A 23509-nucleotide genomic window follows, 5' to 3' on the forward strand; every position below is an offset into this window, starting at 1 on the left:
GTCTCCAGTTGGATTTCATCGTACTCAGTTCTCGGTTTCGAGGTCGAATTCGCCGGCATCAAGTCGGGCCTTTCCCCGGCGTGTAAGCTCTATAGCATACAAAAAGAGGAGAACACCGCCGACGGTGAGCGCTGGCCCTCGCGTGGGATGGGAGTCAAATACCCAGAGTAGTATCCCGAGTGTTAGGCCAAGTACGGCAATCTTATACAGGAAAACGAGTTTCCAAAACAGCGTCTTGAACGCAGGGTCGACATCGCTTGCCTGTGTACGGAGTTCTTCTGTCCGGGTCGATGGCGGGTCCGGGACATCCGCACTGGGACGCTCGGCGTGTGGCCGTTCGGCGGTCGGTACAGCGACACCCGACTCTTCAGACTGTCGGTCTTCAGCGAGTGGCTCGTCAAGCTCCTGAAGGGGGTCGCTGTCAGTCACACCTCACGTTAGACGGTCAATAGCAAAATCCGTTCGGGTCTCGGCTGGTTAGACTACCTCGTCAAGTCGGACTGCATTGTCGGACTGAATCCATGCGAGTGGCTTTTCTGTGTCGTAGAGGACAATTCCCGAGGCTGTCTCGTAGACGCCCGTCGCATCAAGCGAGCCATCTCCCGTTTTCTCAGTCACAGCACGATTCGTCTCGGTCGACGAATCCATCGAATCAACCATACTTCGTGCTACCACATGACATGGTTGAATATATATGTTCGGGAGACGGCGAGATTGGCAGGAGTCACCCTACGGCTCGTGGCCCATAGTGAGGTCACCAAGGATTGTGTGACAGTCAGAACAACGGTAGAGCTTGACAAGTCCATCCGGTTTCTCATCAACGTAGTCACAGCCACAAGAACACGACCGTAGCTGTGACGGCGGCGTCACGCGTTTCCACTCCATTGATTAGGGTCGAGGCCTGAACAAAAAAAAGCCTGACTCTACCTATCAGCCATTCTGTTCAAATAGAAAGAACATACTGGCAAGTAAAGTAACCGACCGGCTTGACGCGCTCGCACAGCGGCTGATGTTTGGGCGGTCCAGCGAGTAATCGACAGTGTCGTATGCGGTATTTGCAAAGGTCTGCGCTGTAATCAGGGCGAGTAGTAGTATTCGCCAGCGTTTTTCTGTTCGCGGTCAAGCTGGCTTCCGGGTTTGTTGATGCGTGGACGACCAGTCCGCTCGTCACGTCGGAACGTAATGTCCAGATTCGAGAGGAACTCATTCATTCCTTCGCGCATCCCCTGTGGTGGAGTCGCGTGGCCTTCGACAGCCGGCTCGCCGTCGAACACGAGCAAGCGGTCCGAAAGCAGGTCGACCATATAAATATCGTGGTCGATGACCATCGCCGTCGCGTCGTTGTGTTCAGCGTATCGCCGGATTGCCGTGGTGGCGCGGACACGTTGCTCGACGTCGAGATGTGCCGAGGGTTCATCAAGCAAGTAGAGATCGGCATCCTCCGAAAGGCAGGCAGCGATAGCCACACGCTGGCGTTCCCCGCCCGAAAGGTCCGTAAGGTTTTGCTCCATAATAGGGTCGAGCTGGAGGGGCTGGGCAATCTCAGTGTTCCAATATGAGGAGCCGAACTCGTTGGTAATCGAGGAGAGGAACGCATCGACGCGCATTGGCTGGTCAATCTCGACATACTGCGGTTTGTATGCGATATCGAGGCGTGCGTTGACTTCACCTACGTCGGGTTCAAGTCGACCCGCGAGTAGCTTGGCGAACGTCGACTTGCCGATGCCGTTCGGGCCGACAACGCCTAATACCTCGTTTTCGCGGATTTTCCCGCCTTCGACCGACAGCGAGAACTCGCCGTCGCCGTAGCTTTTCTCCAGCGATGGGTACTCGACGACTGTCTCACCAGTTGAGTTCGAAGCGGGCGCGTGTTCCTCGAACTCGATATCGGTTTCCCGGATACGCATGTTCTCGTTTTCGAGGTAGCCCGAGAGGTACTCGTTGATGCCATTTTTCACGGATTTTGGCGGCGTGATGATACCGAATGCACCAGATTGCCCGTAGCCAATATGAATCGCGTCCGCCAGCAAGTCAAGAATAGCCAAGTCGTGCTCGACAACAAGCATCGACCGGTTCTCGTCCTCAGCGAGTTCACGGATCAGTCGGGCGGCAGTCATCCGCTGGCTGATATCAAGATACGGCGTAATCTCGTCAAGAAAGTAGAAGTCAGCCTCACGAGCTAGCGTCGCAGCGAGTGCAACACGCTGGAGTTCCCCGCCCGAGAGCGTGTCGATGTTCTGGTCGATAACCGGCGCGATGTTCAGGCGCTCGACTAACTCATCCAACACGTCGCGTTCGTCGGTCCGTTCAAGCAGCGCGCGAGTCGACCCGTCAAATTGGTCCGGAATCTGGTCGACGTACTGTGGTTTTCGAGCCACAGTTACGTTCCCCTCGCGCATCGCTTCGAGGTATCCCTGCAGTTCCGTTCCGCGGTACGCGTCAAGAATCTCGTCCCAGTTTGGTTCAGTCCCGACCTGCCCGAGATTCGGTGCGAGTTCGTCAGCCAAGATATGCACAGCCGTCGTCTTTCCAATTCCGTTTGGGCCGAGAATGCCGGTTACTCGGCCTTCTTGGGGTGCGGGAAGGCCATAGAGCGCAAAGCTGTTTTCGCCGTATCGATGGACTGGTTCCTGGTCGAGTTCCTGTGGCAGGTTGAGAATCTGAATTGCGTCAAACGGACACTTCTCGACACAGATGCCACAGGACTCGCCGAGACAGAGTTCCTCGGAAATCCAGATTTGGTCGTCGGTTCCCTGGTAAACATCGTTTTCTTCGTAACGCTCGTCACGAGTGGTGATACACTCTTTTCCCGTCCGGTTGGGTGGACAGAAGTTAGCACACTCGTAGTTACATCTATCCGGTTGACACTGCTCTAGGTCGACGACTGCGATACTGTCATCTGCCATGGTTAGAATGCGTCCGTCGTCAGGATGATTCCCCACGAGAGGAACCAGAGGATGAACGTCATCAGCGTGATGTAGAGGTTCCCTTTGATACCGAAGTCGTCAACCTCAAGCCCGATTACCCGGTACAAAATAAGTTGTACGAAAATCGCCACTGCGACGAATGCCAGCGCTGTATTGTTCTGTGGGTCGCTTATGTAGAGCGCGGAGACGATGGCCGCGGCGATACCCGAGAGCGTCGAGCCCATCGTGACGATGGCGCTTCGCTCGTAATCGCTGAAGCCGCTCTCATCGTCGGTATCGACAGCGGAGCCTTGGCTCCCGGATACGTCGTCGGCCGCACCCTCACCCGTCTCTGTCGCCATACACATTTCTCTGCCACCCGGCGTAAAAAGCCGTTCGTTCCGCGTTCGACCGCAAGGCGACAAATAGCCCCGTCGACCAATTTATCTGCATGGGGTGTGCACAACGAGAGCGATGAGTGAGAGTGACGCGTCACCGTGGCTATTCCTGTTCGGGCTGGTGGTCTTTCTCGGGTCCGGCACCCTGTTTGTCGTCGATTTGGTGCGTGGTGTCGACCCATGGTGGTCGATAGTGGCCAACGCCACGGGTGCGGTTGTTCTTATCGGCTGGGCCGCGCTTGATACGATACGGGACCCCGACTCGGCAGTCGCTACAGTCGGCGGCGCGACCGGGACGGCACTCTTGCTCTATGGATTGTATCTCAGCGGGGCGGGCGTCGTCATCACAGTCACCGGCCTACTCCGCCACGACCACCTCGATATCGGCGTGTTGTACCTCGGTGTCGCGGTGACGGCCGTCATCCTTGGCTATCTTGTCTTCCCAAGCGGGACTGTTCTTGGAGAAGATGACGAGCGCGAAACGACCACAGCTAGCGGAGAGGTGCCATCGGCACCGTCATCGTCATCCGAGAGCGACACAGAGGAATGACCGGCGAGTACCCGGAGAAGGCAATCTAAAACGCCTGCTATACTGTTATCTCGAACACTCACTGAGACAATCCCTCAATCTTTATACAGCGCGCGACAGTAGAGAGAGGCGATGACAGAATCCGACGAGGAGGATATCGCAGACCTGCCTCCGAGTGCGAAGCTCGTCTACAAGGTGCTCGAATATAACGGGCCACTAACACAGAAAGGAATCGTACAAGAGTCGATGCTCTCGGCCCGGACTGTCCGGTACGCGCTCGAACGACTGGATGAAATCGGCGTCATCGAAGAAGACGTCTACTTCGCAGACGCCCGACAGAACCTCTACGAGCTGACAGAGGGGGTCGTCGAGCCAGAAGCTGCCGTCTCCGACTGAATAGGGCGGTTTTTACGGGGGGACGTTCAAGAGGGGACGACGGTAATTGTCCTGCCGAAATCTATTGCCTTCTCTAGCTCTTCAGCTATTGCGCTGCCTCGCGAGACCTGTATTTCGCCACCCCGCGAGACCGTAGCGGTAAACAGGTACTCGCTGTCGGCCCGTACTTCAACAGTCTCGCCGGCGTGTCCCTCTAACGGAATGACGACGTGCCGAGACGTGACTTCCGGCGTGACAGCCATGCCGCCCGTGTTTTGTTGCCCACTTTTCTCGTCTGATGGACCGTCTCCGTCGGGCCGGTCTTCGAGCGTGCGGACATCGATATCGATGCCGAGGCGATTCTCGATGTCGGAGATACGACCACCGCCTTTTCCGATGACTGCTGAAATGTCGTCGTCCTCGACCCAGACGACGGTTGTATTCGGTCCACGAAGCTCAACCTCGACGTGGCCGCGGGCGACCGAGCGAATCTCACGTTCAATCTCCTGTTTGGCGATGCGGTCAACGCTTGAATCGTCACTTTCCTCACCACCCACCGGAACGGTAACGACCTGACGGTTGAACGTATAGATTTCGTACTCCGTCTGTCCAGTCTCGAAATCACGAATCATGATGACTGGCCGGGCAAGGTCTTCTTCCATCAGCCCTTCGGGAACCTTGACCTCGGTCTGGACGTCGTAGACTTTGCTCACGCTGCCAGCCTCGATGTAGACAACGGTGTCGGCGACCTGTGGGATGAGTCCGAGTTCGACCCGCCCGATGAGTCGCTGGAGTGCATCGATAGCTCTTGTCGCGTGAACGACGCCAACCATACCGACCCCAGCGAGGCGCATATCTGCAAACACCTCGAAGTCGTCGGTCTTGCGCACCTCGTCGTAGATTGTGTAGTCAGGTCGGACCATCAACAGTGAATCTGCTGTCTGTGACATCTGACCCCCAAGTTCCGTGTACTGTGTGATTTCGGGGCCGACCTGCAGGTCGCGCGGTTTCTCCATCGTCTTGACAGCAAATCCGGAGTCGTTCAAGAACTCTGCGACAGCCTGTGCAAACGTTGATTTCCCCGCTCCAGGTGAGCCAGAGATGAGTACACCCCGCTGTTTTTCGAGCAGGCGCTCGCGAAGGTCGTCAGCGTACTCGTAGTCGTCGAGAGTCGTCTTGACGATAGGCCGGACTGCAGTAATCTCTAATCCATCGCTAAACGGAGGTCGGGCAACAGCGATACGATAATCCTTGAACTGAACGATAGTCATCCCCGGCTCGTCAAGTTCGATAAAGCCGTCCGGCGAGATGCGTGCACCATCTTCGATGTCGGCAGCATACTCATGGAGGTCAGCCTCTGTCAGCGCCCCGTCATCGATTGTCTGATAAGCCATATCGCCGATTGCACCGCGTTTTCCCATCGGCTTGACTCCGACTTTAAGATGAACACTCATCGTTTCGTCGTCGAAAAACTCCTCGATAGCGAGCGTCTCGAACTCGCGTACGTCTGGTTCGATGTACTCAACCTCGAACCCCTTGGCGCGGGCGACCTCAGCCTGTACATCGTCGCTGGTGACAAGTGTTGCGTCCCTGTCGGCGGCGATATCACGGATGAGTGCATCGATATCGCCCTCGTCAGCGTCGCGTTTCTCGGACTGTGCGGCCCGGCGGCCAACGTACTCGACAGTTATGGTGCCGTCGTCATCGAAACCGACCAGTCGCTGGAGTTCTTCGAGTCCCTCCCAGCCGGTTTCCCGGCCGTCATTCGCCTGCGATTCGAGTTCTCCCACGACCGCCTCGGGAATGATGACGGTCGCACCCGTGAACTCGCCGTCTTCGACGCGCTCCGAGACGCGGCCGTCGATAACGACGCTTGTATCCGGGACAATTTCCATACACTGTCTTGCTCGCGGCCATTGATAAGCCTCCGGATAAAGCCAGAGCGGTATGTCGAGTGTTAGATTTGTCGACCCACGCGATGGGGCACTGTCACAGATGGTGGATGAGGAGGTGACTCCACGGCGAGGTAGACACATAGTCGATAAGCATTTTCACCCCCTCTTCGTAGGTAGTGTATGGAAATCCTCGTTCTTCGACAGAAGATACACGGCATGGATGCAAGCGGGTACGCAGAGATTCTACGCGAAACATTCCCCGAGCAGACGGTCCGAGAAGCGACGACGCCGGCTCAAGAGCAAGAGTCCCTACAGAGTGCTGATATAGTGACGGGGTTTGAACTTTCTCCTGAGGATTTAGAACATGCCGAGAACCTGGAGCTGTTTGGCTGTGTGTTCGCGGGAACAGGGCACCTCGAACTCGATGCCTTCAAGCAACGGGATATCGCGGTGACCAATGCTTCGGGCGTCCATGGCCCGAACATCTCCGAGTACGTCATCGGCGCGATGATTCACCACGCCAAACGGTTCGGCCGTGCACACCGCCAGCAGGAACGCCGCGAGTGGCGCAGCTACAAAACGGATGACCTGCACAACTCAACGGTCACCATCGTCGGACTCGGGGCAATCGGAACAGCAGTTGCCGAGCGCCTCGATGGGTTTGGAATGGAGACGGTCGGTGTCAGATACACACCAGAGAAAGGCGGGCCGACCGATGACGTCTATGGCTTCGACAAGATTCACGAGGCTGTCAACGACGCCGAGTACGTCGTGCTGGCGTGCCCACTGACAGATGCAACTGCCGGACTTATCGACGAAGACGTATTCAAGACAATGCACCCCGACGGAGTACTCGTCAATATCGGCCGTGGGCCGGTTGTCGACACCGACGCACTGGTGTCGGCCATCCGCTGGAACCGCATCGGTGGGGCGACACTGGACGTAAGCGACCCCGAACCCCTACCTACGGACCATCCGTTATGGAGCATGGATAACGTCATGCTCACCCCACACAACTCTGGATACTCCCCAGAGTACTTCGAGCGCCGGAGTGCTATCCTCGAACGAAATATCGAGCGAATCCGCGGGGGCGAGCACGAGGAGTTGGAAAACCAAGTCGTCTGACCGGATAGAACGCCCCTGTTCTCGCAGTTCCAGTTCACCGCCGCCCAATCGGCGTGCCGACACAGCTTGTCGTCGGTGCACAGGCCGTCGGCGGCGCGATGGGGACACTGGTGGCAACTGACAACATCGTCGCGGCGCTGGCGACTATCGGTCTCGTCGGGGAAGGGAGGCGAATCGTGCGGTTGAACCTTATTTTGCTGCTGTACTACGCCTCCTTCGTGGGTGTCCTGACAATGGTATTCTCTTTTGTCCTCTTCACGGGGGTGTTCTGACGGGGGCGGTTCACCCGGCCGTTTACGTATGACGGGACCAAATTTCGACCGACCAGCGGGCGAACGTATCCATGACACAGGACACCCCGACAACCACGTACGAGCAGTTCGCGTCCGTCGCCAGCGAGTACGGCATCGAGCCGCGACGTGTCGAGCCGAACGGCGTCGCCGAAGCTGTCACCGAGATGCTCGACCCACCAGCTGTCGGAACCCAGCTCCCGTGGGAGGACGCGACACTGCCCGACGGCGTGACGACGGAGCCGACGCCTGCGGATCTCCGGGCAGCGACGACGGGCGTCACAGCCGCGTCGCTTGCTATCGCCGAGTACGGGAGCATCGTTCTCGACGCCGACGAAGACGGCAGCGACTCGGTCAGCCTGTTCAACGACTTGCACGTGGCGGTCCTCCACGAGGACGACATCGTGCCGGATATGGCGACCGCATTCGAGCAGTTCGGTGAGCGACTGCGCGAAACGCGCGAATCGGCGATTATCGCCACGGGCCCCTCGGCGACCGCCGACATGGGCGCACTGGTAAACGGGGCACACGGCCCGAAACAGGTGGAGGTGATCGTGGTCTCATGAGCTCCCGCGAGTCGAAGGCCGAGCACATCCGGCGGATTATGGCGACAGAGGGAGCCGCCGTCGGCGAGAACACCCGCGGGTTCAACCAGGGCCGCTACGAGTCGGTGGCGAAACTAGAGGACTACGAGGAACTGAAAGACGAGGCCCGCGCCATCAAAGAGGATGCCATCGAACGCCTCCCCGAACTCGTCGAGGAGGTTCGGGCGGTCGTCGAGGAAAACGGCGGCACCGTCTACCTCGCCGAGGACGCCGCCGACGCGAACCGCTACATCCGGGAGGTCTGTGACGCCCAGGATGCAACGCGGCTGGTCAAAAGCAAGTCGATGACCAGCGAGGAACTCGAAGTCAACGAGGCACTGGAATCGGGTGGCATCGAGGTGATCGAGACCGACCTCGGCGAGTGGGTCCTCCAGGTCGCCGAGGAGGCTCCGAGTCACATCGTCGCGCCGGCAATCCACAAGTCACGCGAGGAGATTGCCCGCCTGTTCAACGAGTACTTCGACCCCGAGGAGGAGCTCGAAACCGCCCAGGAACTCACCGAGTTCGCCCGTGAACATCTGGGCGAACTCATCGAGGGTGCCGACGTGGGGATGACCGGCGCGAACTTCGTCACCGCGGATTCGGGAACCATCGCGCTCGTGACCAGCGAGGGTAACGCCCGCAAGTGCGTGACAGTCCCGGAGACACAGATTGCCGTCGCCGGCGTCGAGAAAATCGTCCCCAGCGTCGAGGAACTCCGGCCATTCATCGAACTCATCGGCCGCTCCGGGACGGGACAGGATATCACGAGCTACATCTCACTGTTCACTCCGCCAGTCGACTCGCCGACGGTCGACTTCGACCGGCCGGAGGAGCCGATTGCGGGGGGCGACACCGCCGGCGACCGGGAGTTTCACCTCGTACTCATCGACAACGGTCGGATGGCGATGCGCGAGGACGACGACCTCCGGGAAACGCTGTACTGCATCAGGTGTTCGGCGTGTGCGAACACCTGCGCGAACTTCCAGTCGGTCGGGGGCCACGCCTTCGGCGGCGAGACCTACTCCGGGGGCATCGCCACCGGCTGGGAGGCCGGCGTCCACGGCCTCGATTCGGCGGGTGAGTTCAACGACCTCTGTACCGGCTGCTCGCGGTGTGTCCCGGCCTGCCCGGTACAAATCGACATCCCGTGGATAAACACGGTCGTCCGTGACCGTCTCAACAGCGGCGAGGACGTCCCACTGGAGGTGCTCGTCGAGGGACTCACGCCCGACGCCGAGACGGAGGGGCCGGGACTCCAGAAGCGGCTGTTCGGCAACGTCGAGACACTGGCGAAACTCGGCAGCGCGTTCGCCCCGCTCTCGAACTGGGCGGCGAACTCGCGGCCCGCGTCGGCGGTCCTCGAACGGGTCGCGGGCGTGGCAGGCGAGCGAAACCTGCCTGCCTTCCAGCGGACGACGCTCCGGGACTGGATGGACCAGCGCGAAGCGGTGCCGGCGCTCGACCCCGACCGGAAGGTGGTGCTGTACCCGGACCTCTACACGAACTACATGTTCGTCGACCGCGGGAAGGCGGCCGTCCGGACGCTGGAAGCCCTCGGGGTTGAGGTGCTCGTTCCCGCCGCGCCGGGGTCGGGGCGGGCACCGCTCTCCCAGGGGATGATTTCGACCGCCCGACGGCAGGCCGAGGGTGTTGCCGACGCGCTCGACCCCTACCTGGAGGAAGGCTACGATGTGGTGGTTATCGAACCGAGCGACCTGGCGATGTTCCGGGACGATTACAGCAGGCTTCTCCCCGAGCGGGAGGCTGAATTGTTCGCCGAACACAGCTACGAGCTACTGGAGTACGTCTACGGGTTGCTCTCGAACGGGGCCAACGTGGAGGTGCTCGATACGACATCTGGCGAAGAGACTGTCGCCTATCACAGCCACTGCCAGCAGCGCACGCTGGGGCTGGAACCGTACAGCGTCGAGGTGCTGACGGAGTGTGGATACACGGTGACGACCAGTGACGTGGAGTGCTGTGGGATGGCCGGTTCGTTTGGCTACAAGGAGCAGTACTACGACCTCGCGATGGACGTTGGCTCGCGGCTCGAAGCGCAACTCCGTGAGGCAGACGCCGACCACGTCGTCGCCAGCGGCACCTCCTGTACGGACCAGATTGGCGACCTGCTCGGCCAGGAACCCCGCCACGTCGTCGAACTCGTCGCACCGCCAGAAGAGACCTGAGAAAGAAGTATGTCAGCAACGACAACGTATACGCGCCGACGAATCCAAGTGGACGCCGAACCGCACGACACAGCAAGGAGATACGATGAGTGATACACAGACCGAGGACCCGATAGCGGAATCGCGCGGCGACCCGGAGGTCGAGCGGGGCGAAGAGTCGGTCGCGCCCCCGCCACACGACCCCGCGAGCGAGTCACGGAGCAACTACGACTACGAGAGCCGGGACGTCGAGAACCCCGAGTTGCTCGCCGCACTCGACGCCCGGGTCGACGGCGAAGTCCGCTTCGACACCTACACGCGGAGCCTCTATGCCACGGACGCGAGCGCCTACCAGCAGTTGCCCATCGGCGTCGTCGCACCAACATCGACCGCGGACGTGCAGGCGGTCATGTCATACTGTTCCACAAAGGGGGTTCCGGTGTTGCCCCGCGGCGGCGGGACGAGTCTCGCAGGGCAGGCCGTCAACGAAGCCGTCGTGCTCGATTTCAAAAAGGAGATGGACGCGGTCCTCGACGTCGACCCGGAGAACCGGACCGTCCGGGCCGAGCCAGGGGTGACGCTCGCCCGCCTGAACGACCGACTGGAAGAGCACGACCTGAAGTACGCACCAGACCCCGCATGGGGAGACAAAAGCGTCCTCGGGGGATGTATCGGCAACAACTCGACGGGCGCACACTCCCTGAAATACCACAAGGCCGACGGCTACCTCGAATCCGTCGAGGCGGTGCTGGCCGACGGGACTGTGACTGAACTCGGCTGGGTCGACCTCGACGACCTCCACGAGCGGGCGGAGGCAGTTGGAGACGGTGAGGACGCCGATATCGAGGAGCGCATCTACGCCGAAGTGTCGCGGATTCTCCGGGAGGACAGGGAAGAAATCGAGGCGCGCTACCCAGACCTGACGCGGAACGTCTCGGGGTACAACCTCGACAAACTCGTCGAGGACGCCGGCGAGCACGGGGCAGTGAACCTCGGCAGGCTACTCGCCGGTAGCGAGGGGACACTCGCCATCGTCACGGCGGCGACCGTCTCGCTGGAGCCGATTCCCGAGTCGAAAGCCGCCGTCCTCCTGACCTACGACCACGTCCTCGACGCGGTGGCGGATGTCGCGCCAATTCTCGAACACGACCCCGCCGCTGTGGAGGTGATGGACGACGTGTTCCTCGATTTGGCGGCCGAGCGGCCCGAGTTCGAGTCCGTCGTCGGCCTCCTCCCCGACGGGACGGACTCGACGCTACTGGTGGAGTTCTACGCGGACTCGCCCGCTGATGGGAAACAGAAGGTTGCGGACCTGCTCGCCGACAGGCTTCCCGGCCACGAAACGCCGGTCACCCCCGCGGAGGGGGCGGCTGACCGAAGCGATGCGCCGCGACGTGCCGTCGACGCGCTCGAAGCCTACGACCCCGACCGGCAAGCGAAATTCTGGAAGATGCGCAAGGCCGGGCTTCCCATTTTGCTCTCACGGACCGGCGACGAGAAACACTGGGCATTCGTCGAGGACACCGCGATTCCAGCCCAACACCTCGATGACTACGTTGCGGACTTACAGGAGCTGTTCGAGAAGCACGATTCCTTCTCATCGTACTATGCCCACGCAGGCCCCGGCGTACTCCACATCCGCCCGCTGTTGAACCTCAAAGCTGAGGACGGTGTCGAGACGATGACGACAATCTCCGACGCTGTGACTGACCTCGTCATCGAGTACGACGGGTCAGTCTCGGGCGAACACGGCGACGGTCGGGCACGGACGCGGTACAACAGGAAACTGTACGGAGACCGGCTCTGGGAGACATTTCGTGACCTGAAAACCGCGTTTGACCCCGATTGGCTGTTGAACCCAGGCAGTGTCTGTGGCGAATTCGACCCCGCCGAGCAGCTCCGCTTTGACTCGGAGTACCAGTTCGATGCGACATTCGAGCCGTCGATGAACTGGGACAACGAGAACGGCTTTCAGGGGATGGTAGAGCTCTGTCATGGCTGTGGCGGCTGTACCGGCCATCAGGAAACGACCGGTGGTGTGATGTGTCCGACCTACCGGGCAGCCGATGAGGAAATGCTCTCGACGCGAGGTCGAGCGAACGCACTCCGGCAGGCAATGAGTGGCGACCTGCCTGAGGACCCGACAAACAACGAGTTTACTCAAGAGGTACTCGACCTCTGTATCGGCTGTAAGGGCTGTCGCAAGGATTGCCCCAGCGGTGTCGACATGGCAAAGCTCAAAGCGGAGGTAAAACACGAACATCATCAAGAGGCAGGTATCCCGCTGCGAGACCGCTTTTTTGCAAACGTAGAGACACTGTACTCGCTTGGCAGCGCGTTTGCACCGCTGTCGAACTGGGTAACGAGCATGCCCGGGAGCGGGGTCCTCGCCGAGAAGATACTGGGCATCGCCCGCGAGCGTGACCTGCCGACATTCAAGCGCGAAACGCTTCAAAAGTGGGCAGATGGGCGCACTCCGGTGGTGCCAGCACAGAGCACTGAGAAACATGTCCTTCTCGTCGCCGACCCATACACGAACTACACCCAGCCCGAAGTCGGAAAGGCCGCCGTCCGTGCTCTCGAAGCCACAGGAGTACATGTCCAAGTGCCCGACGACGTGGGCGACAGCGGTCGCCCCGCCCATTCGAAAAGCATGCTGGACAAGGCGCGGGCAACTGCACGTAAAAACGTCAACACACTCACACCGCGAGTCAATGAAGGGTGGGATATCGTGACCGTCGAACCCTCCGATGCCGTAATGTACCAACTTGACTACTGTGACCTCCTCAGCGGCGAAGACGTGGAGACGGTGGCGGCAAACACCTACGGTGTCATGGAGTACATCGACACCTACAAGCTCTACGAGCAGTTGCCCGGCGCTGATGGGGAGATGCTAACTTATCACGGCCACTGCCAGCAAAAGGCGACCACAAAAGACCATCACGCAGTGAACGCACTGGAACAGGTCGGCTTCGAGGTGGACGAACTCGACTCGACGTGCTGTGGGATGGCCGGCTCCTTTGGCTACGAGGCCGAACACTACTCGATGAGTACGGCCATCGCTAGCCTGCTCTTTGACCAGGTGGCGGACTCGCCCGGTGACCGAGTGGTTGCGCCTGGAACCTCCTGCCGGACGCAGTTACTCGACTGCGACGACGTGGAGGGCAAGCCGCCACACCCCATCGAGGCGTTCGAATCAGCTATCGAGCAGTGATACCGCGCCTGAAATAGTGCAGAAGACTTTATCGACCAGTGGGAGACGGCGACTATATGCCAACGGGAGAGACAGGTGAGACAGAGGAGCCGACATCCCGGCGAGCGATACTCGCGAGTATCTGCGGGACGACGGCGGGCTACGCCGAGGCAGATACCGACCACTGGCCGCGAGTGCTGGAAACCTTCGAGACGCTCCGAAACGAGTAGCACAGCCCAACATCTTTTTTCGGACTCTTGGAACGTACACTGACAAGTCGTGATTCGAAACGAGCCAGACCTCGCCCGGACGCCAACACACGAGCACGCTCTCCGCGCGATAGCGGCGGGTATCGACGCCGCCCATCCTGAGACGGTCATAGCAGAAACCGTCTCACTCGACGGTGACACGCTCTCCATCGCTGACGACGGGTACGACCTCAACAAATACGACCGCCTCGTCGTGCTCGGTGGCGGGAAACCTGCCGGTGCTGTTGCCCGGGCGCTGGAGGCGGTGCTAGGGAACCGAATCGACGACGGAGCCGTGGTCACCAAGACGCCGGAACCGACAGACGAGATAGCGGTCTACAAGGGAAACCATCCGTTACCCACGAAGGAAAACGTACACGGAGCGACGGCTGTACTCGACCTCGCGGCGACAGCAGGCCCTGACGACCTCGTGCTGGTCGTCGCCAGCGGTGGCGCGAGCGCACTGCTGTCCGCACCGGTCGATGGCGTCTCTGTCGAGGCCTACCGCGACCTAACTGAGGAACTGCTCGAAAGTGGCGCGACGATAGACGAACTCAACGCGGTCAGGAAACACCTCTCCCGACTCAAAGGCGGCCGACTCGCCTGCGAACTCGCGCCAGCGACGACGGTCGGCGTGGTGTTCAGCGACGTGGTCGGGAACCCGCTGGACGTGATTGCGAGCGGACCGACCGCGCCGGATAGCTCGACGTATGACGATGCGCTTACCGTACTGAAACGGTACGATATCGACGCTCCACCGGAAGTGACGGACGTGCTCGACGCCGGCATAGCAGGGGACCGACCGGAAACACCCGGTCCAAACACCGCGGTGTTCGAACATGTGAGCAACCACGTCCTCGCAGACAACCGGACAGCACTCGACGGCACGGCGCGGGTCTGTGAGCAAGCCGGGTACGAGACAGTCGTCCTCTCGACGCGAATCGAAGGGGAGGCTCAGGAGACAGGCCAGCGACACGCCGCCGTCGCCTTAGAGTGTCTCAACAGCGGCGACCCCGCCGAGCCGCCGGTCGCCCTGCTGTCGGGCGGTGAGACGACGGTTACAGTGACAGGAAACGGTCGAGGCGGACCAAATCAGGAGTTTGCGCTGGCCGCCGCACTCGAACTAAGAGGCGAGGAAGTCTGCTCCGTGGACAGCAATATCGTCCTCGCGAGCGTCGACACCGACGGACTCGATGGCTCGACCGACGCTGCCGGTGCGCTCGTGGACTACGGGACGGTCACGACCAACAGCGCGGACGACGCACGGAACGCGCGTGATGATAACGACGCCTACGGCTATCTCCACGCTCGCGGGAGCCTCATCGAGACAGGGCCGACCGGAACGAACGTAAACGACCTGCGTCTTGTGCTCGTCGGAACGCCACGGTGACGAACCTTTTTGTGACGAGGGGTCCCGTTTGAGAAACGATGGACTCCGCGGCACTCACAAAAGAACTGGTCGAGATACCGAGCCACGAGGACGAGACCGAGGCCGGGGACCGCATCGAGCAGTGGCTCCGAACCGAAACGGATGCCACGGTCGAACGCGACACACATGGGAACGTCATCGCCCGACGAGGAGACGGTGACACCTCACTCGCGTTCGTCGGTCACCACGACGTCGTCCCGCCGGACCCCTCACAGGAACGTGACGGTGGCTACGTTGTCGAAGAGCATGACGGACGCATCTACGGGCGCGGGGCTGCCGACATGAAGGGGGCAGTCGCAGCTGCGATGTGTGCATTCCGGGATGCCGAAGTTTCGGGATACGAACTCGTCTTCGCCTCGTTCGTCGGTGAAGAGGTCGGCGGGACAGGAGCACGCGGTGCACTCGAAGACGGATTCGCACCTGACTACGCTGTCGTCGGAGAAGGGTCGACAAACTACTCGAAGCAAGGAGTAACCGACGTGGTAGTTGCCCACCGAGGCCGTCGCGGGAGCACCGTACACGTCGAGGGAAAAGCAGCCCACGCAAGCGAACCCGAAGCCGGGGAGAATGCAATTTACCGGGCGTCGGATGCAATCGATGTTGTCCGAGACCTGCCGTTCCCCGAGACGACCGTACTGGGTCACGAAATGCGTGGCTCTATCGCAGTTACTGAAATTGACGGCGGAACTGCATGGAACGTCATTCCCGAGGGTTGCTCGGTGACTATCGACGAGCGAACCGTTCCGAACGAACGGACACCACTCAGTCACGTTGAGGAGGTGCCCGGTGTCAGGGTCGAGGTTGACCAAGACCTGCCACCGATGGCGTGTGACGATGCGGAGTTTGCCGATCTCGTTCTCGACGCGGCAACCGCCATGCAGGACAAAACGCCAGAACACGTTCTCAAACCGCATGCAACTGATGCCGGATGGCTGGCCGAAGCAGGGACAACCTGCGTTGTCTGTGGCGCATCCGAGCCCGAAGAAGCCCACACCGCAGACGAGAGTGTCTCGGTCGACGTGCTTGACCGCTGTTATGACATCTATCGGCAGTGTGGAGAACAGTTCGAGACGCTGCTGTAGGCTGTCTCGACTCGTGGCAAGCAGAGAGATAGCAACGAGTCGATAGTCTATTTCCTTCGAAAGAAACAGTCAACATCTCAAACAGTTACTCACAATAATCTACACGAATGTTCGTAAAGGAGAGCGATGAGTTGATGGGGCTGGTTGTACTACAGGGAGGTATGTCATCGGAGGCACAGCAGTCCGAAGAAGTCTACGAAGCATTTCTTGAGCATGTACGCAAGTATAACTACGTCGGCGATGCGTCCGGCGTGCTGAGTTGGGACCAGCAGGTAATGATGCCAGAGGGCGGGACACCAGCCCGTTCGAAGCAGAGTTCAACGCTATCGACAGTACACCACGAGTTGCTGACAGACGACAAGCTGTCTGAGTGGCTGGACGAACTCGACGGCACGGTCGACGACGAACAGCAAGCCGTCGTCCGAGAAGTCAGACGGTCCCACGAGCGCGCAAATGCCATTCCGGAGGACCTCGTCAAGCGTCTTTCTGAGGCTAGTTCTAACGCACTCCCGGTCTGGGAGGAGGCGAAAGCAAAATCGGATTTCTCGCTGTTCGAGGAGACACTCGAAGAACTGGTCGAACTCCGACGAGAGTACGCTGCGGCAATCGACCCCGACCGAGACCCGTACGAGGTCTTGTTCGAAGATTACGAGCCGTATATCGATATCGACACCGCTGAAGCAATTCTAACAGAACTCCGCGAAGAGCTTCCGGCTCTTATCGATGCTATCGCCGAGAGCGATGTCGAGCCTGCCGACCCATTCGAAGGCGAGTACGACGCGGAAACACAGGAATCACTCGTCACAGAGGCACTCGATACGCTTGGCTATGACTGGGACCGCGGCCGCCTCGATACAGCACCGCACCCATTCTCGACGGGGACACAGTTCGATGCCCGCGTTACGACACGGTTTGCCCCTGATGACCCGATGGGTGCCATCGGGTCGACCATCCACGAGTTCGGGCACGCAAGTTATACACTTGGTCTGTCCGACGACGATTACGGGACACCGCTGGGTGACAGCCGTGATATGACCGTTCACGAGTCTCAGTCCAGACTCTGGGAGAACCACGTCGGACGGTCCAAGCCCTTCTGGCGACTATTCGCCTCGGAAGTCGAAGAACAGTTCGGTATCACTGCCTCACCGCAGGCGTTCTACGAGCACGCAAACGAAGTCTACGACGATAATATGATTCGCGTCGAAGCCGACGAGTTGACCTATCATATGCACATCGTCGTTCGGTTCGAAATCGAGCGTGACCTGATTCGTGGCGATCTCGACGTGAGCGAGGTCCCACAGGTCTGGAATGACAAGGTCGAAGAGTATCTCGGCGTGCGACCGGACAATGATGCAGAGGGCTGTCTACAAGATATCCACTGGACGCATGGCAACTTTGGCTATTTCCCGACGTACTCTCTTGGGTCGGTTCTCGCCTCCCAGCTGTTTGGGGCTGCCGAGCGCGAGCTAGGCGACCTCGACGATGATATCGAATCCGGAAACTTCGACCGTCTTTACGGCTGGCTCAACGAAAACGTCCACGAGCATGGCTGTCGGTACACCACAACGGACCTGATCGAGGAAGCCACTGGCGAAGCGTTCACCGCTGAGTACTTCCTTGACTACGCAAACAAGAAGTACGGCAATCTCTACAACCTCTAAGAGTCGCTAGCGTCCCGAACGGAGACGGCAAAAAGGTGGATAATCGATGAGTGTTTTTATCCCCCCGTACTCCTCTCAGGTATGAGCGAGGAGGAATCTACTGTCCATTTGAGCGAATCACACACTGAGATGACCGAGATGCTTCTGCCTGACGACACAAACGCGCTTGGGCGAGCACTGGGTGGCGTCGTGTTACACTGGATGGACATTTGTGGGGCTATTTCGGCGATGCGGTTTGCGAACAAGCAGTGCGTGACGGCATCGATGGACCACGTCGATTTCATCGCGCCAATTGACGTTGGTGAGATTGCCGTTATTAATGCCTACGCGTTCAACACAGGCGAGACGAGCGTTGATGTGAAAGTCGACGTGCACTCCGAAGACCCGCGTACTGGCGAGAAACAGGAGACAACGACTTCATTTCTGACCTTTGTCGCAATCGATGACGACGGCAATCCGGCGACAGTTCCCGAGGTGGCCTGCAAAACTGAGGCCGAAAAGGAACTGCGCAAAGAAGCAGTCGAGAAGCGTCAGGCGGAACTCGAATCTATCATCGAACGGATGACAAACGACTACTGAGAGTCTCAACCGCCAGTGAAAGTTGTCCAGTGGGTCTGTTATTTCTTGTTTGGAGGCTTTTCATCGAACGGAAGCGTTACCGTTCGGTCGACGGCAAAGAGAGCAAACAGCGCGAACAGAGCGTACAGCGCAGGTTCGTTTATCCAGATGCCGAGGATGCCAAGAACGCCGAGTCCGCCAAAACGGCTGACCTGAACCGCCATATTCGGTCTGTACTGGTTCCCCGAGTAAATCTCTGGGGACCTGTCATTACTCCCAATACTCTGTGTCGGCGTCAAGCGGAAAGTAGCCTTCAAACGTCCGCTCTTCGCGACCGCCGGGGGGAGAGCCGACGTAGACGCCGAACTTCTCCATCTCGGGGTAGACAGTTACATCTGGTTCTTCCATCGTCGAGACGACGAGATATCTGAGCGACCCACTACTGTCATTGACAACTTGGTGGCCGCCGTCTTCTGTTGCGGGAAAGGCGACGAAATCACCGGACTCAAGCGGGCGCTCATCACCATTAAGACGGACTATCCCTGTCCCATCAAGGACAAACAGCGCTTCCTCGTTGGCAGTATGATAGTGGTACGGCCACGAGCGATTCCCCGAAGGGAGTTCATAGAGGCTACAGCCGAGTTGTTCTGCCGCAACTGCGTTAGTGAGTTCCTTACGCCGGAACTCGTGGCCTTCCTGTTCGTACGCTTTCCAGTCGATATCACCCTCATTGATGTGTCTCATCAGCAACTCTGTTCAGGTGGCGATAATAAAAACCTGCGCCAAGGCTCAGTCACCGACCATCGTCACGGACGTATTTGAGTGCCTCTGCTAGCTCGTGGCGGTCGATACGGTCTTCGGACTCTTCGAGACGCTCGCGGAACTTTCTCGGTGTCATGGTTATTGATAACATACAACGAGATTGTGTATAAGACCTTCGCTACGAATGATAATAAAGCTCAATCTTCGGTGTGGTCGTTTTTTCACTCATCGCTGAGAACGGTCGGTATGGTCGTTACAACTGACGATATCGAGACTGTTGCGGTCATCGGCGCAGGAGAGATGGGCCGTGGAATCGGTGCGGTTGCCGCGCTCGCCGGCTATGACGTTGTCATCAACGACATCGACAAAGACCAGTTGGCAGAGGCACACGACCAGATTGAGTGGTCCTATGGAAAAAGCGTCGAAAGCGACGCTATTACACAGACAGCGGCTGACGACGCTCTCAACAGAGTTTCATTTACGACCGAGTTTGAGACGGCTGTCGGGAACGCTGATTTCATCACCGAGGCCGCAGTCGAGCAACAGTCGGTCAAAGAAGACATTTTCGCTGACCTCGATGAGGCTGCCCCCTCAACAGCAATTCTTGCGACGAATACGTCAGGGCTGAATATTACCCGACTCGCCGAGGTGACCGACCGGCCCGGGCAGGTACTCGGGACTCACTGGTTCAACCCACCAATGCTGATGGACCTCGTCGAGGTGGTAATGACCGAACACACGCCCGACAGAGTCGTGGATACGGCGGAAGCACTAGTCGAAGACTTCGGGAAAACACCGATTCGGTGTCAAAAAGACGTGCCCTCGTTCATCGTCAATCGGCTGATGCGTCCCTACGGCGAGGAGCCGGCGTGGATGGTCTACCGTGGCGAGCATTCAATGGAAGCAATCGACTCGGCGATGAAGTTCAGTGAAGGGTTCCCGATGGGACCGTTCGAACTCGCTGATTACACGGGAGCGATTCAACTCCGCGTCGAAGGAGCTGAAGACCATCTCGAAGATGAGCGGCCACTCTCCTACGAGACAGATGTGTGCCCGCTGCTGTACCAGCTGTATGATAAGGGACGATACGGTCGGAAGACTGACGCGGGCTACTACGACTACAGCGACCGCGATGAACCCGAGATTTCCGTCGACACTGGTCAGGCGTTCGACCCACTCCTCGTCTGGGCACCAATTGTCAACGAAGCTGCGAAGATGGTCCAACATGACGTGGCGAGCGTCGAAGACGTAGATACCGGCGCAAAACTCGGGGGGAACTGGCCACAGGGTCCCTTCGAGAAGGCCGACGAGGTCGGCGCGGATGCGATTCTCTCACGGTTAACCGACGTTGCCAGTCGTCATGAGTCGACGAATAAAGTTGCTGAAACGCTTCCTTGTGAGTTGCTCGTCCAGAAGGCAAAACACAACGAGTTGTTTTACGAGTAGCCCGTCGCTACCGCTCTTTTGGGCCACCCTCCCAGTTTCGGGCAGTCCCAGTTACGAGCAGTCACTCGGACCGTCGGGGGACAACCTGTCCCCAGACGTGCTTGTCGAGAAGACGCACCCGCATCGGCTCCTTGACCGTGAGACAACAAGAGAGACGCGGGTAGCCAAACCGGACCGCAGCTTTGTCGTGCCAGTGTGTTGGCTCGGGTGCGGAGTCAACCTCGACGGTACAAGTCGCACAGAGCCCGCGGCCACCACAGTTAGCGTACCGGGATACCGTGCCATAAACTGGAAAGTCGCGTTCGAGCAGCGCGTCTCGGAGCGTCCGCCCCCGCTCTATTTCAATAGTTGTCTCTGAGTCACCGTCGCTGACGGTGACCGGTACGGTCTCGCTCATACTCAGCCATACAAGCTGGACGCGTATCAATCCGGCTGCGCAGTAGAAGGTATATCACATCTGCCCCACACAGCAGTTACATGGCTGACTCCGACGATATCGAGCAACGCCTTGATTACCTCCGTAGCACGTACGGCGAGTTTCCGGTCGAATCCGATACCTACTATCACGCAGACAAGGATTTCGAGCGCGTTCTGAGAAACCACAAACGCGGTGTCCCGGGTGCCTCGCGCGTCTGGGTTGAACGAAAAGACGAGACGTTGCTAGTTCGCACGCACGGCGGTCCCGACGGTTGGGGAGTTCCTGGCGGCTTCATCGAGCCGACAGAACGCAGTGACCACGCCGGCGAACGTGAAGTCCATGAGGAGACAGGCATCGACTGTGAAGTGTTTGATGTCGCGTACGTCCACATCGCCGAAAACCGGCTCGAAGACGGCGACTGCAAGCCAATCGAGGAGCTGGGAGTAGCGTTTCTCGCCAGTGCCGTCGGCGGCAAGGTAGACCCACAGGAAGACGAGATAGCAGCAGCTAAATGGTGGAGTGCGTTGCCAGACAGTAGCTATCCACCAGCCTCGCGTCTCGGACCAGAACGCCTGTAGACCCAACTCAGAGCAATCGACGACGCACAGCCGCCCCAATCAATGCAACGGCGACACTCCCAAGAATACCCGAAAGCGTGAGAAAGGTAACAGCCCAGTTAAACGAGTCGGCGAGCAAACCAACACCGAACGACCCCGACGCACCGAACACCATATACGTCGTACGGATGAGACCGAATCCAACTCCCTCTTCTTCTGGCTCCATATTATCGATGAACTTCGGAAGCATCGTTGCCCCCCAGCTCATCGCAATTCCGACAAGGACAGTTGCAGCCATAACACTGGCCAGCCCAGGACCGCGGACGTACAGCGCATAGCCGCCAACACCAGCGAGCGAACAGACCACCATCGCGGCATCACGCCCAATGCGGTCCGAGAGCCACCCCATCCCCGGCTGGCCGACACCCTGTACCACGAAATACCCAGAAAAGATAGCGCCAGCCACAGGCTCGGAGTAGCCCCGGTGTTCGACCAGAAACGTGGGGAGAAACGAGGCAGTACCCTGCCAGACAAACGCAGCAAGCACGGAGACAACCATCGTCCCCGCAATCGGTGGCCGCGTCAGCAACTCGCCGAAGGCGGCAATATCGAGACGGTCACGTATTCGCTCGTTGGGCCGTCGTGGCTCGACCGGGGCGATACCATGGGCAACGAGTGCTGTGGCCGGAACAGCCGCGACAGCTCCGAGCGAAACTGCGTGGCGCCAGCTGACATGTGACCCGAGATACGCCGCAACAACGGGTGCGAGCAGCCCGGCAATCGGTGCGCCAGCGCTGTGGACACCGATTGCAGTCCCGGTATTCGAAAACAACCGGGAAAGAAGCGTCGTCGCAACGCTATAGTGCAAGCCAGCGACACCACCGAGGACGACTGTCAGGAGCATAAACACACCAAACGTCGGGGAGAGTGCGAGCGCAAAGCTTGCGAGTGCAGTCCCGCCAACAGCGACGAGAATGACGACTCGTTCGCCGTACCGGTCGCCAAGCAAGCCACTCGGGAACTGTGAGAGCGCGTAAGAAAGCCACATCCCTGAAAGTGCCAGCCCGATATCAGCGTTCGAGACGTCGAGATTGTCCGCAATCGCCGGTACCACGGGGCTGATGACTAGCCGCGCGACCATCGTGGCAAAGAAGGCAAGGGTACAGGCGACGAGGACTGTTCTGTTGGCCGACCAGCGTGCCATCTACTGTGTTGCCGGCTTGAGCCCTAAAGTGTCTCTCGGTTTCCGTGGGCACACCGTTTCTTACTCTCCAAGAGACGACACAGCGAAATAGCGAACGCTATTTTATATACCGGGCCGCCATCGCTGGGAATATGGCACAGCAGTATTGTCGGGGTTGTGGGTCGAGCGTCGCATTTGGCGACCGCTACTGTCCGGAGTGTGGGCAACGCCTCGATACGAGTGACAGCCAATCGGACCACGCCGGAACCCAGACAAATACTTCCCATAGCTCACAGGGACAATGGGGAGCCAACAAGAGCCAGAGGGACACCAACACGGCTGGGACGAGAGGGGGACACGGGTACGGGCGTCGAAATCAGTCGGAGACAACCATAGCCGCCCTCACACATGTACTCGCTCTACTTACATGGGTCATTGGCCCTCTTATTGTGTATGTCGTAGTCGATGACCCATTTGTCAGGGCGAACGCGGCGAACGCCACAAACTGGCAGGTTATGTTGACATTCTATATATTCATCTCAGCCATGTTCATGGTTGGCTATGTTGGAATTTACTTCGCGTTTATGCTCGTGATGCTCGGGACAGTGTTTGTTGTCATCGCGGCTATCAAGGCGAGTAAGGGTGAATGCTGGTCGTATCCACTTACACCACCAATTCTGTGACCCCTGAGACTAAGGCACG

General features: G+C 59.1%; 24 protein-coding genes and 1 pseudogene. 15 read left to right on the forward strand and 10 right to left on the reverse strand.

Translation table 11 applies throughout. The features are described 5' to 3' along the window. Nucleotides 1-24: 24 nt before the first annotated feature. The 5 genes from N5098_RS09590 to N5098_RS09610 form a co-directional block, all read right to left on the reverse strand. A complete protein-coding gene (locus tag N5098_RS09590) occupies nt 25-429 on the reverse strand; it encodes a DUF7322 domain-containing protein (RefSeq protein WP_267637635.1) in 405 nt (134 codons plus the stop codon). Nucleotides 430-477: 48 nt separating this feature from the next. After that, nucleotides 478-660, reverse strand: coding sequence for a DUF7331 family protein (locus N5098_RS09595; RefSeq protein WP_267637637.1), 183 nt, complete (start codon nt 658-660; stop codon nt 478-480). Nucleotides 661-729: 69 nt separating this feature from the next. Next, the gene (locus tag N5098_RS09600) at nt 730-885 is read right to left on the reverse strand and encodes a hypothetical protein (protein ID WP_267637638.1); all 156 of its coding nucleotides are present in this window, start codon (nt 883-885) and stop codon (nt 730-732) included. 191 nt (nt 886-1076) lie between these two features. Continuing rightward, nucleotides 1077-2906, reverse strand: coding sequence for a ribosome biogenesis/translation initiation ATPase RLI (locus N5098_RS09605; protein ID WP_267637640.1), 1830 nt, complete (start codon nt 2904-2906; stop codon nt 1077-1079). Between the two features lie 2 nt (nt 2907-2908). Beyond that, a complete protein-coding gene (locus N5098_RS09610) occupies nt 2909-3268 on the reverse strand; it encodes an EMC6-like membrane protein (RefSeq protein ID WP_267637642.1) in 360 nt (119 codons plus the stop codon). Between the two features lie 112 nt (nt 3269-3380). Here N5098_RS09610 and N5098_RS09615 point away from each other — a divergent pair, with 112 nt between their 5' ends. Both N5098_RS09615 and N5098_RS09620 read left to right on the forward strand, forming a co-directional pair. Continuing rightward, nucleotides 3381-3854, forward strand: a complete 474-nt coding sequence (locus tag N5098_RS09615; protein WP_267637644.1) for a hypothetical protein — start codon at nt 3381-3383, stop codon at nt 3852-3854. A 111-nt stretch (nt 3855-3965) separates the two neighbouring features. Beyond that, a complete protein-coding gene (locus N5098_RS09620; RefSeq protein ID WP_267637646.1) occupies nt 3966-4229 on the forward strand; it encodes a winged helix-turn-helix domain-containing protein in 264 nt (87 codons plus the stop codon). Nucleotides 4230-4255: 26 nt separating this feature from the next. Here the strand turns inward: N5098_RS09620 and N5098_RS09625 are convergent, their stop codons facing one another. Beyond that, nucleotides 4256-6103, reverse strand: a complete 1848-nt coding sequence (locus N5098_RS09625) for a PINc/VapC family ATPase (protein ID WP_267637648.1) — start codon at nt 6101-6103, stop codon at nt 4256-4258. A 180-nt stretch (nt 6104-6283) separates the two neighbouring features. Here N5098_RS09625 and N5098_RS09630 point away from each other — a divergent pair, with 180 nt between their 5' ends. The 10 genes and pseudogenes from N5098_RS09630 to N5098_RS09675 all read left to right on the forward strand — a co-directional run bounded on the left by N5098_RS09630 (nt 6284) and on the right by N5098_RS09675 (nt 18462). Beyond that, nucleotides 6284-7228 carry a D-2-hydroxyacid dehydrogenase gene (locus tag N5098_RS09630; RefSeq protein ID WP_267637650.1) on the forward strand — a complete coding sequence of 315 codons (945 nt, stop codon included), beginning with the start codon at nt 6284-6286 and terminating at the stop codon, nt 7226-7228. A 47-nt stretch (nt 7229-7275) separates the two neighbouring features. Next, nucleotides 7276-7500: pseudogene (locus N5098_RS09635) on the forward strand (L-lactate permease); the annotation flags it as partial. A gap of 71 nt (nt 7501-7571) precedes the next feature. After that, nucleotides 7572-8084 (forward strand): LUD domain-containing protein, encoded by a 513-nt coding sequence (locus N5098_RS09640; RefSeq protein ID WP_267637653.1) that lies wholly within the window; start codon nt 7572-7574, stop codon nt 8082-8084. Further along, on the forward strand, nt 8081-10291 hold the full coding sequence (locus N5098_RS09645) for an LUD domain-containing protein (protein ID WP_267637655.1): 2211 nt from the start codon (nt 8081-8083) through the stop codon (nt 10289-10291). Before N5098_RS09640 ends, N5098_RS09645 begins: the two co-directional genes overlap by 4 nt. Before the next feature lie 85 nt (nt 10292-10376). Continuing rightward, on the forward strand, nt 10377-13484 hold the full coding sequence (locus N5098_RS09650; protein WP_267637657.1) for an FAD-binding and (Fe-S)-binding domain-containing protein: 3108 nt from the start codon (nt 10377-10379) through the stop codon (nt 13482-13484). 56 nt (nt 13485-13540) lie between these two features. Continuing rightward, nucleotides 13541-13693, forward strand: coding sequence for a hypothetical protein (locus tag N5098_RS09655; RefSeq protein ID WP_267637658.1), 153 nt, complete (start codon nt 13541-13543; stop codon nt 13691-13693). A gap of 49 nt (nt 13694-13742) precedes the next feature. After that, on the forward strand, nt 13743-15101 hold the full coding sequence (locus tag N5098_RS09660; RefSeq protein WP_267637660.1) for a glycerate kinase type-2 family protein: 1359 nt from the start codon (nt 13743-13745) through the stop codon (nt 15099-15101). 38 nt (nt 15102-15139) lie between these two features. After that, a complete protein-coding gene (locus tag N5098_RS09665; RefSeq protein ID WP_267637662.1) occupies nt 15140-16222 on the forward strand; it encodes a M20 family metallopeptidase in 1083 nt (360 codons plus the stop codon). 161 nt (nt 16223-16383) lie between these two features. Then, nucleotides 16384-17883 (forward strand): carboxypeptidase M32, encoded by a 1500-nt coding sequence (locus tag N5098_RS09670; protein WP_267637883.1) that lies wholly within the window; start codon nt 16384-16386, stop codon nt 17881-17883. Nucleotides 17884-17964: 81 nt separating this feature from the next. Beyond that, the gene (locus N5098_RS09675; RefSeq protein ID WP_267637663.1) at nt 17965-18462 is read left to right on the forward strand and encodes an acyl-CoA thioesterase; all 498 of its coding nucleotides are present in this window, start codon (nt 17965-17967) and stop codon (nt 18460-18462) included. A 38-nt stretch (nt 18463-18500) separates the two neighbouring features. Here the strand turns inward: N5098_RS09675 and N5098_RS09680 are convergent, their stop codons facing one another. Beyond that, nucleotides 18501-18665, reverse strand: coding sequence for a hypothetical protein (locus N5098_RS09680; RefSeq protein ID WP_267637665.1), 165 nt, complete (start codon nt 18663-18665; stop codon nt 18501-18503). Nucleotides 18666-18711: 46 nt separating this feature from the next. Further along, the gene (locus N5098_RS09685) at nt 18712-19185 is read right to left on the reverse strand and encodes a cupin domain-containing protein (RefSeq protein ID WP_267637666.1); all 474 of its coding nucleotides are present in this window, start codon (nt 19183-19185) and stop codon (nt 18712-18714) included. Nucleotides 19186-19449: 264 nt separating this feature from the next. Here N5098_RS09685 and N5098_RS09690 point away from each other — a divergent pair, with 264 nt between their 5' ends. Next, nucleotides 19450-20649, forward strand: coding sequence for a 3-hydroxyacyl-CoA dehydrogenase (locus N5098_RS09690; protein WP_267637667.1), 1200 nt, complete (start codon nt 19450-19452; stop codon nt 20647-20649). A 61-nt stretch (nt 20650-20710) separates the two neighbouring features. Here the strand turns inward: N5098_RS09690 and N5098_RS09695 are convergent, their stop codons facing one another. Next, nucleotides 20711-21046: a 2Fe-2S iron-sulfur cluster binding domain-containing protein gene (locus tag N5098_RS09695; protein ID WP_267637668.1), complete on the reverse strand. Its 336-nt coding sequence runs from the start codon at nt 21044-21046 to the stop codon at nt 20711-20713. Nucleotides 21047-21126: 80 nt separating this feature from the next. Here N5098_RS09695 and N5098_RS09700 point away from each other — a divergent pair, with 80 nt between their 5' ends. After that, nucleotides 21127-21645: an NUDIX domain-containing protein gene (locus N5098_RS09700; protein ID WP_267637669.1), complete on the forward strand. Its 519-nt coding sequence runs from the start codon at nt 21127-21129 to the stop codon at nt 21643-21645. A 7-nt stretch (nt 21646-21652) separates the two neighbouring features. On the opposite strand, the gene N5098_RS09705 is transcribed toward N5098_RS09700, so the two are convergent. After that, a complete protein-coding gene (locus N5098_RS09705) occupies nt 21653-22828 on the reverse strand; it encodes an MFS transporter (RefSeq protein WP_267637670.1) in 1176 nt (391 codons plus the stop codon). Between the two features lie 131 nt (nt 22829-22959). On the opposite strand from N5098_RS09705, the gene N5098_RS09710 reads away from it, so the two are divergent. After that, nucleotides 22960-23490: a DUF4870 domain-containing protein gene (locus N5098_RS09710; protein WP_267637671.1), complete on the forward strand. Its 531-nt coding sequence runs from the start codon at nt 22960-22962 to the stop codon at nt 23488-23490. Nucleotides 23491-23509 lie beyond the last annotated feature (19 nt).

The sequence above is a fragment of the Halovenus rubra genome (assembly GCF_026586665.1).
Classification (GTDB): domain Archaea; phylum Halobacteriota; class Halobacteria; order Halobacteriales; family Haloarculaceae; genus Halovenus; species Halovenus rubra.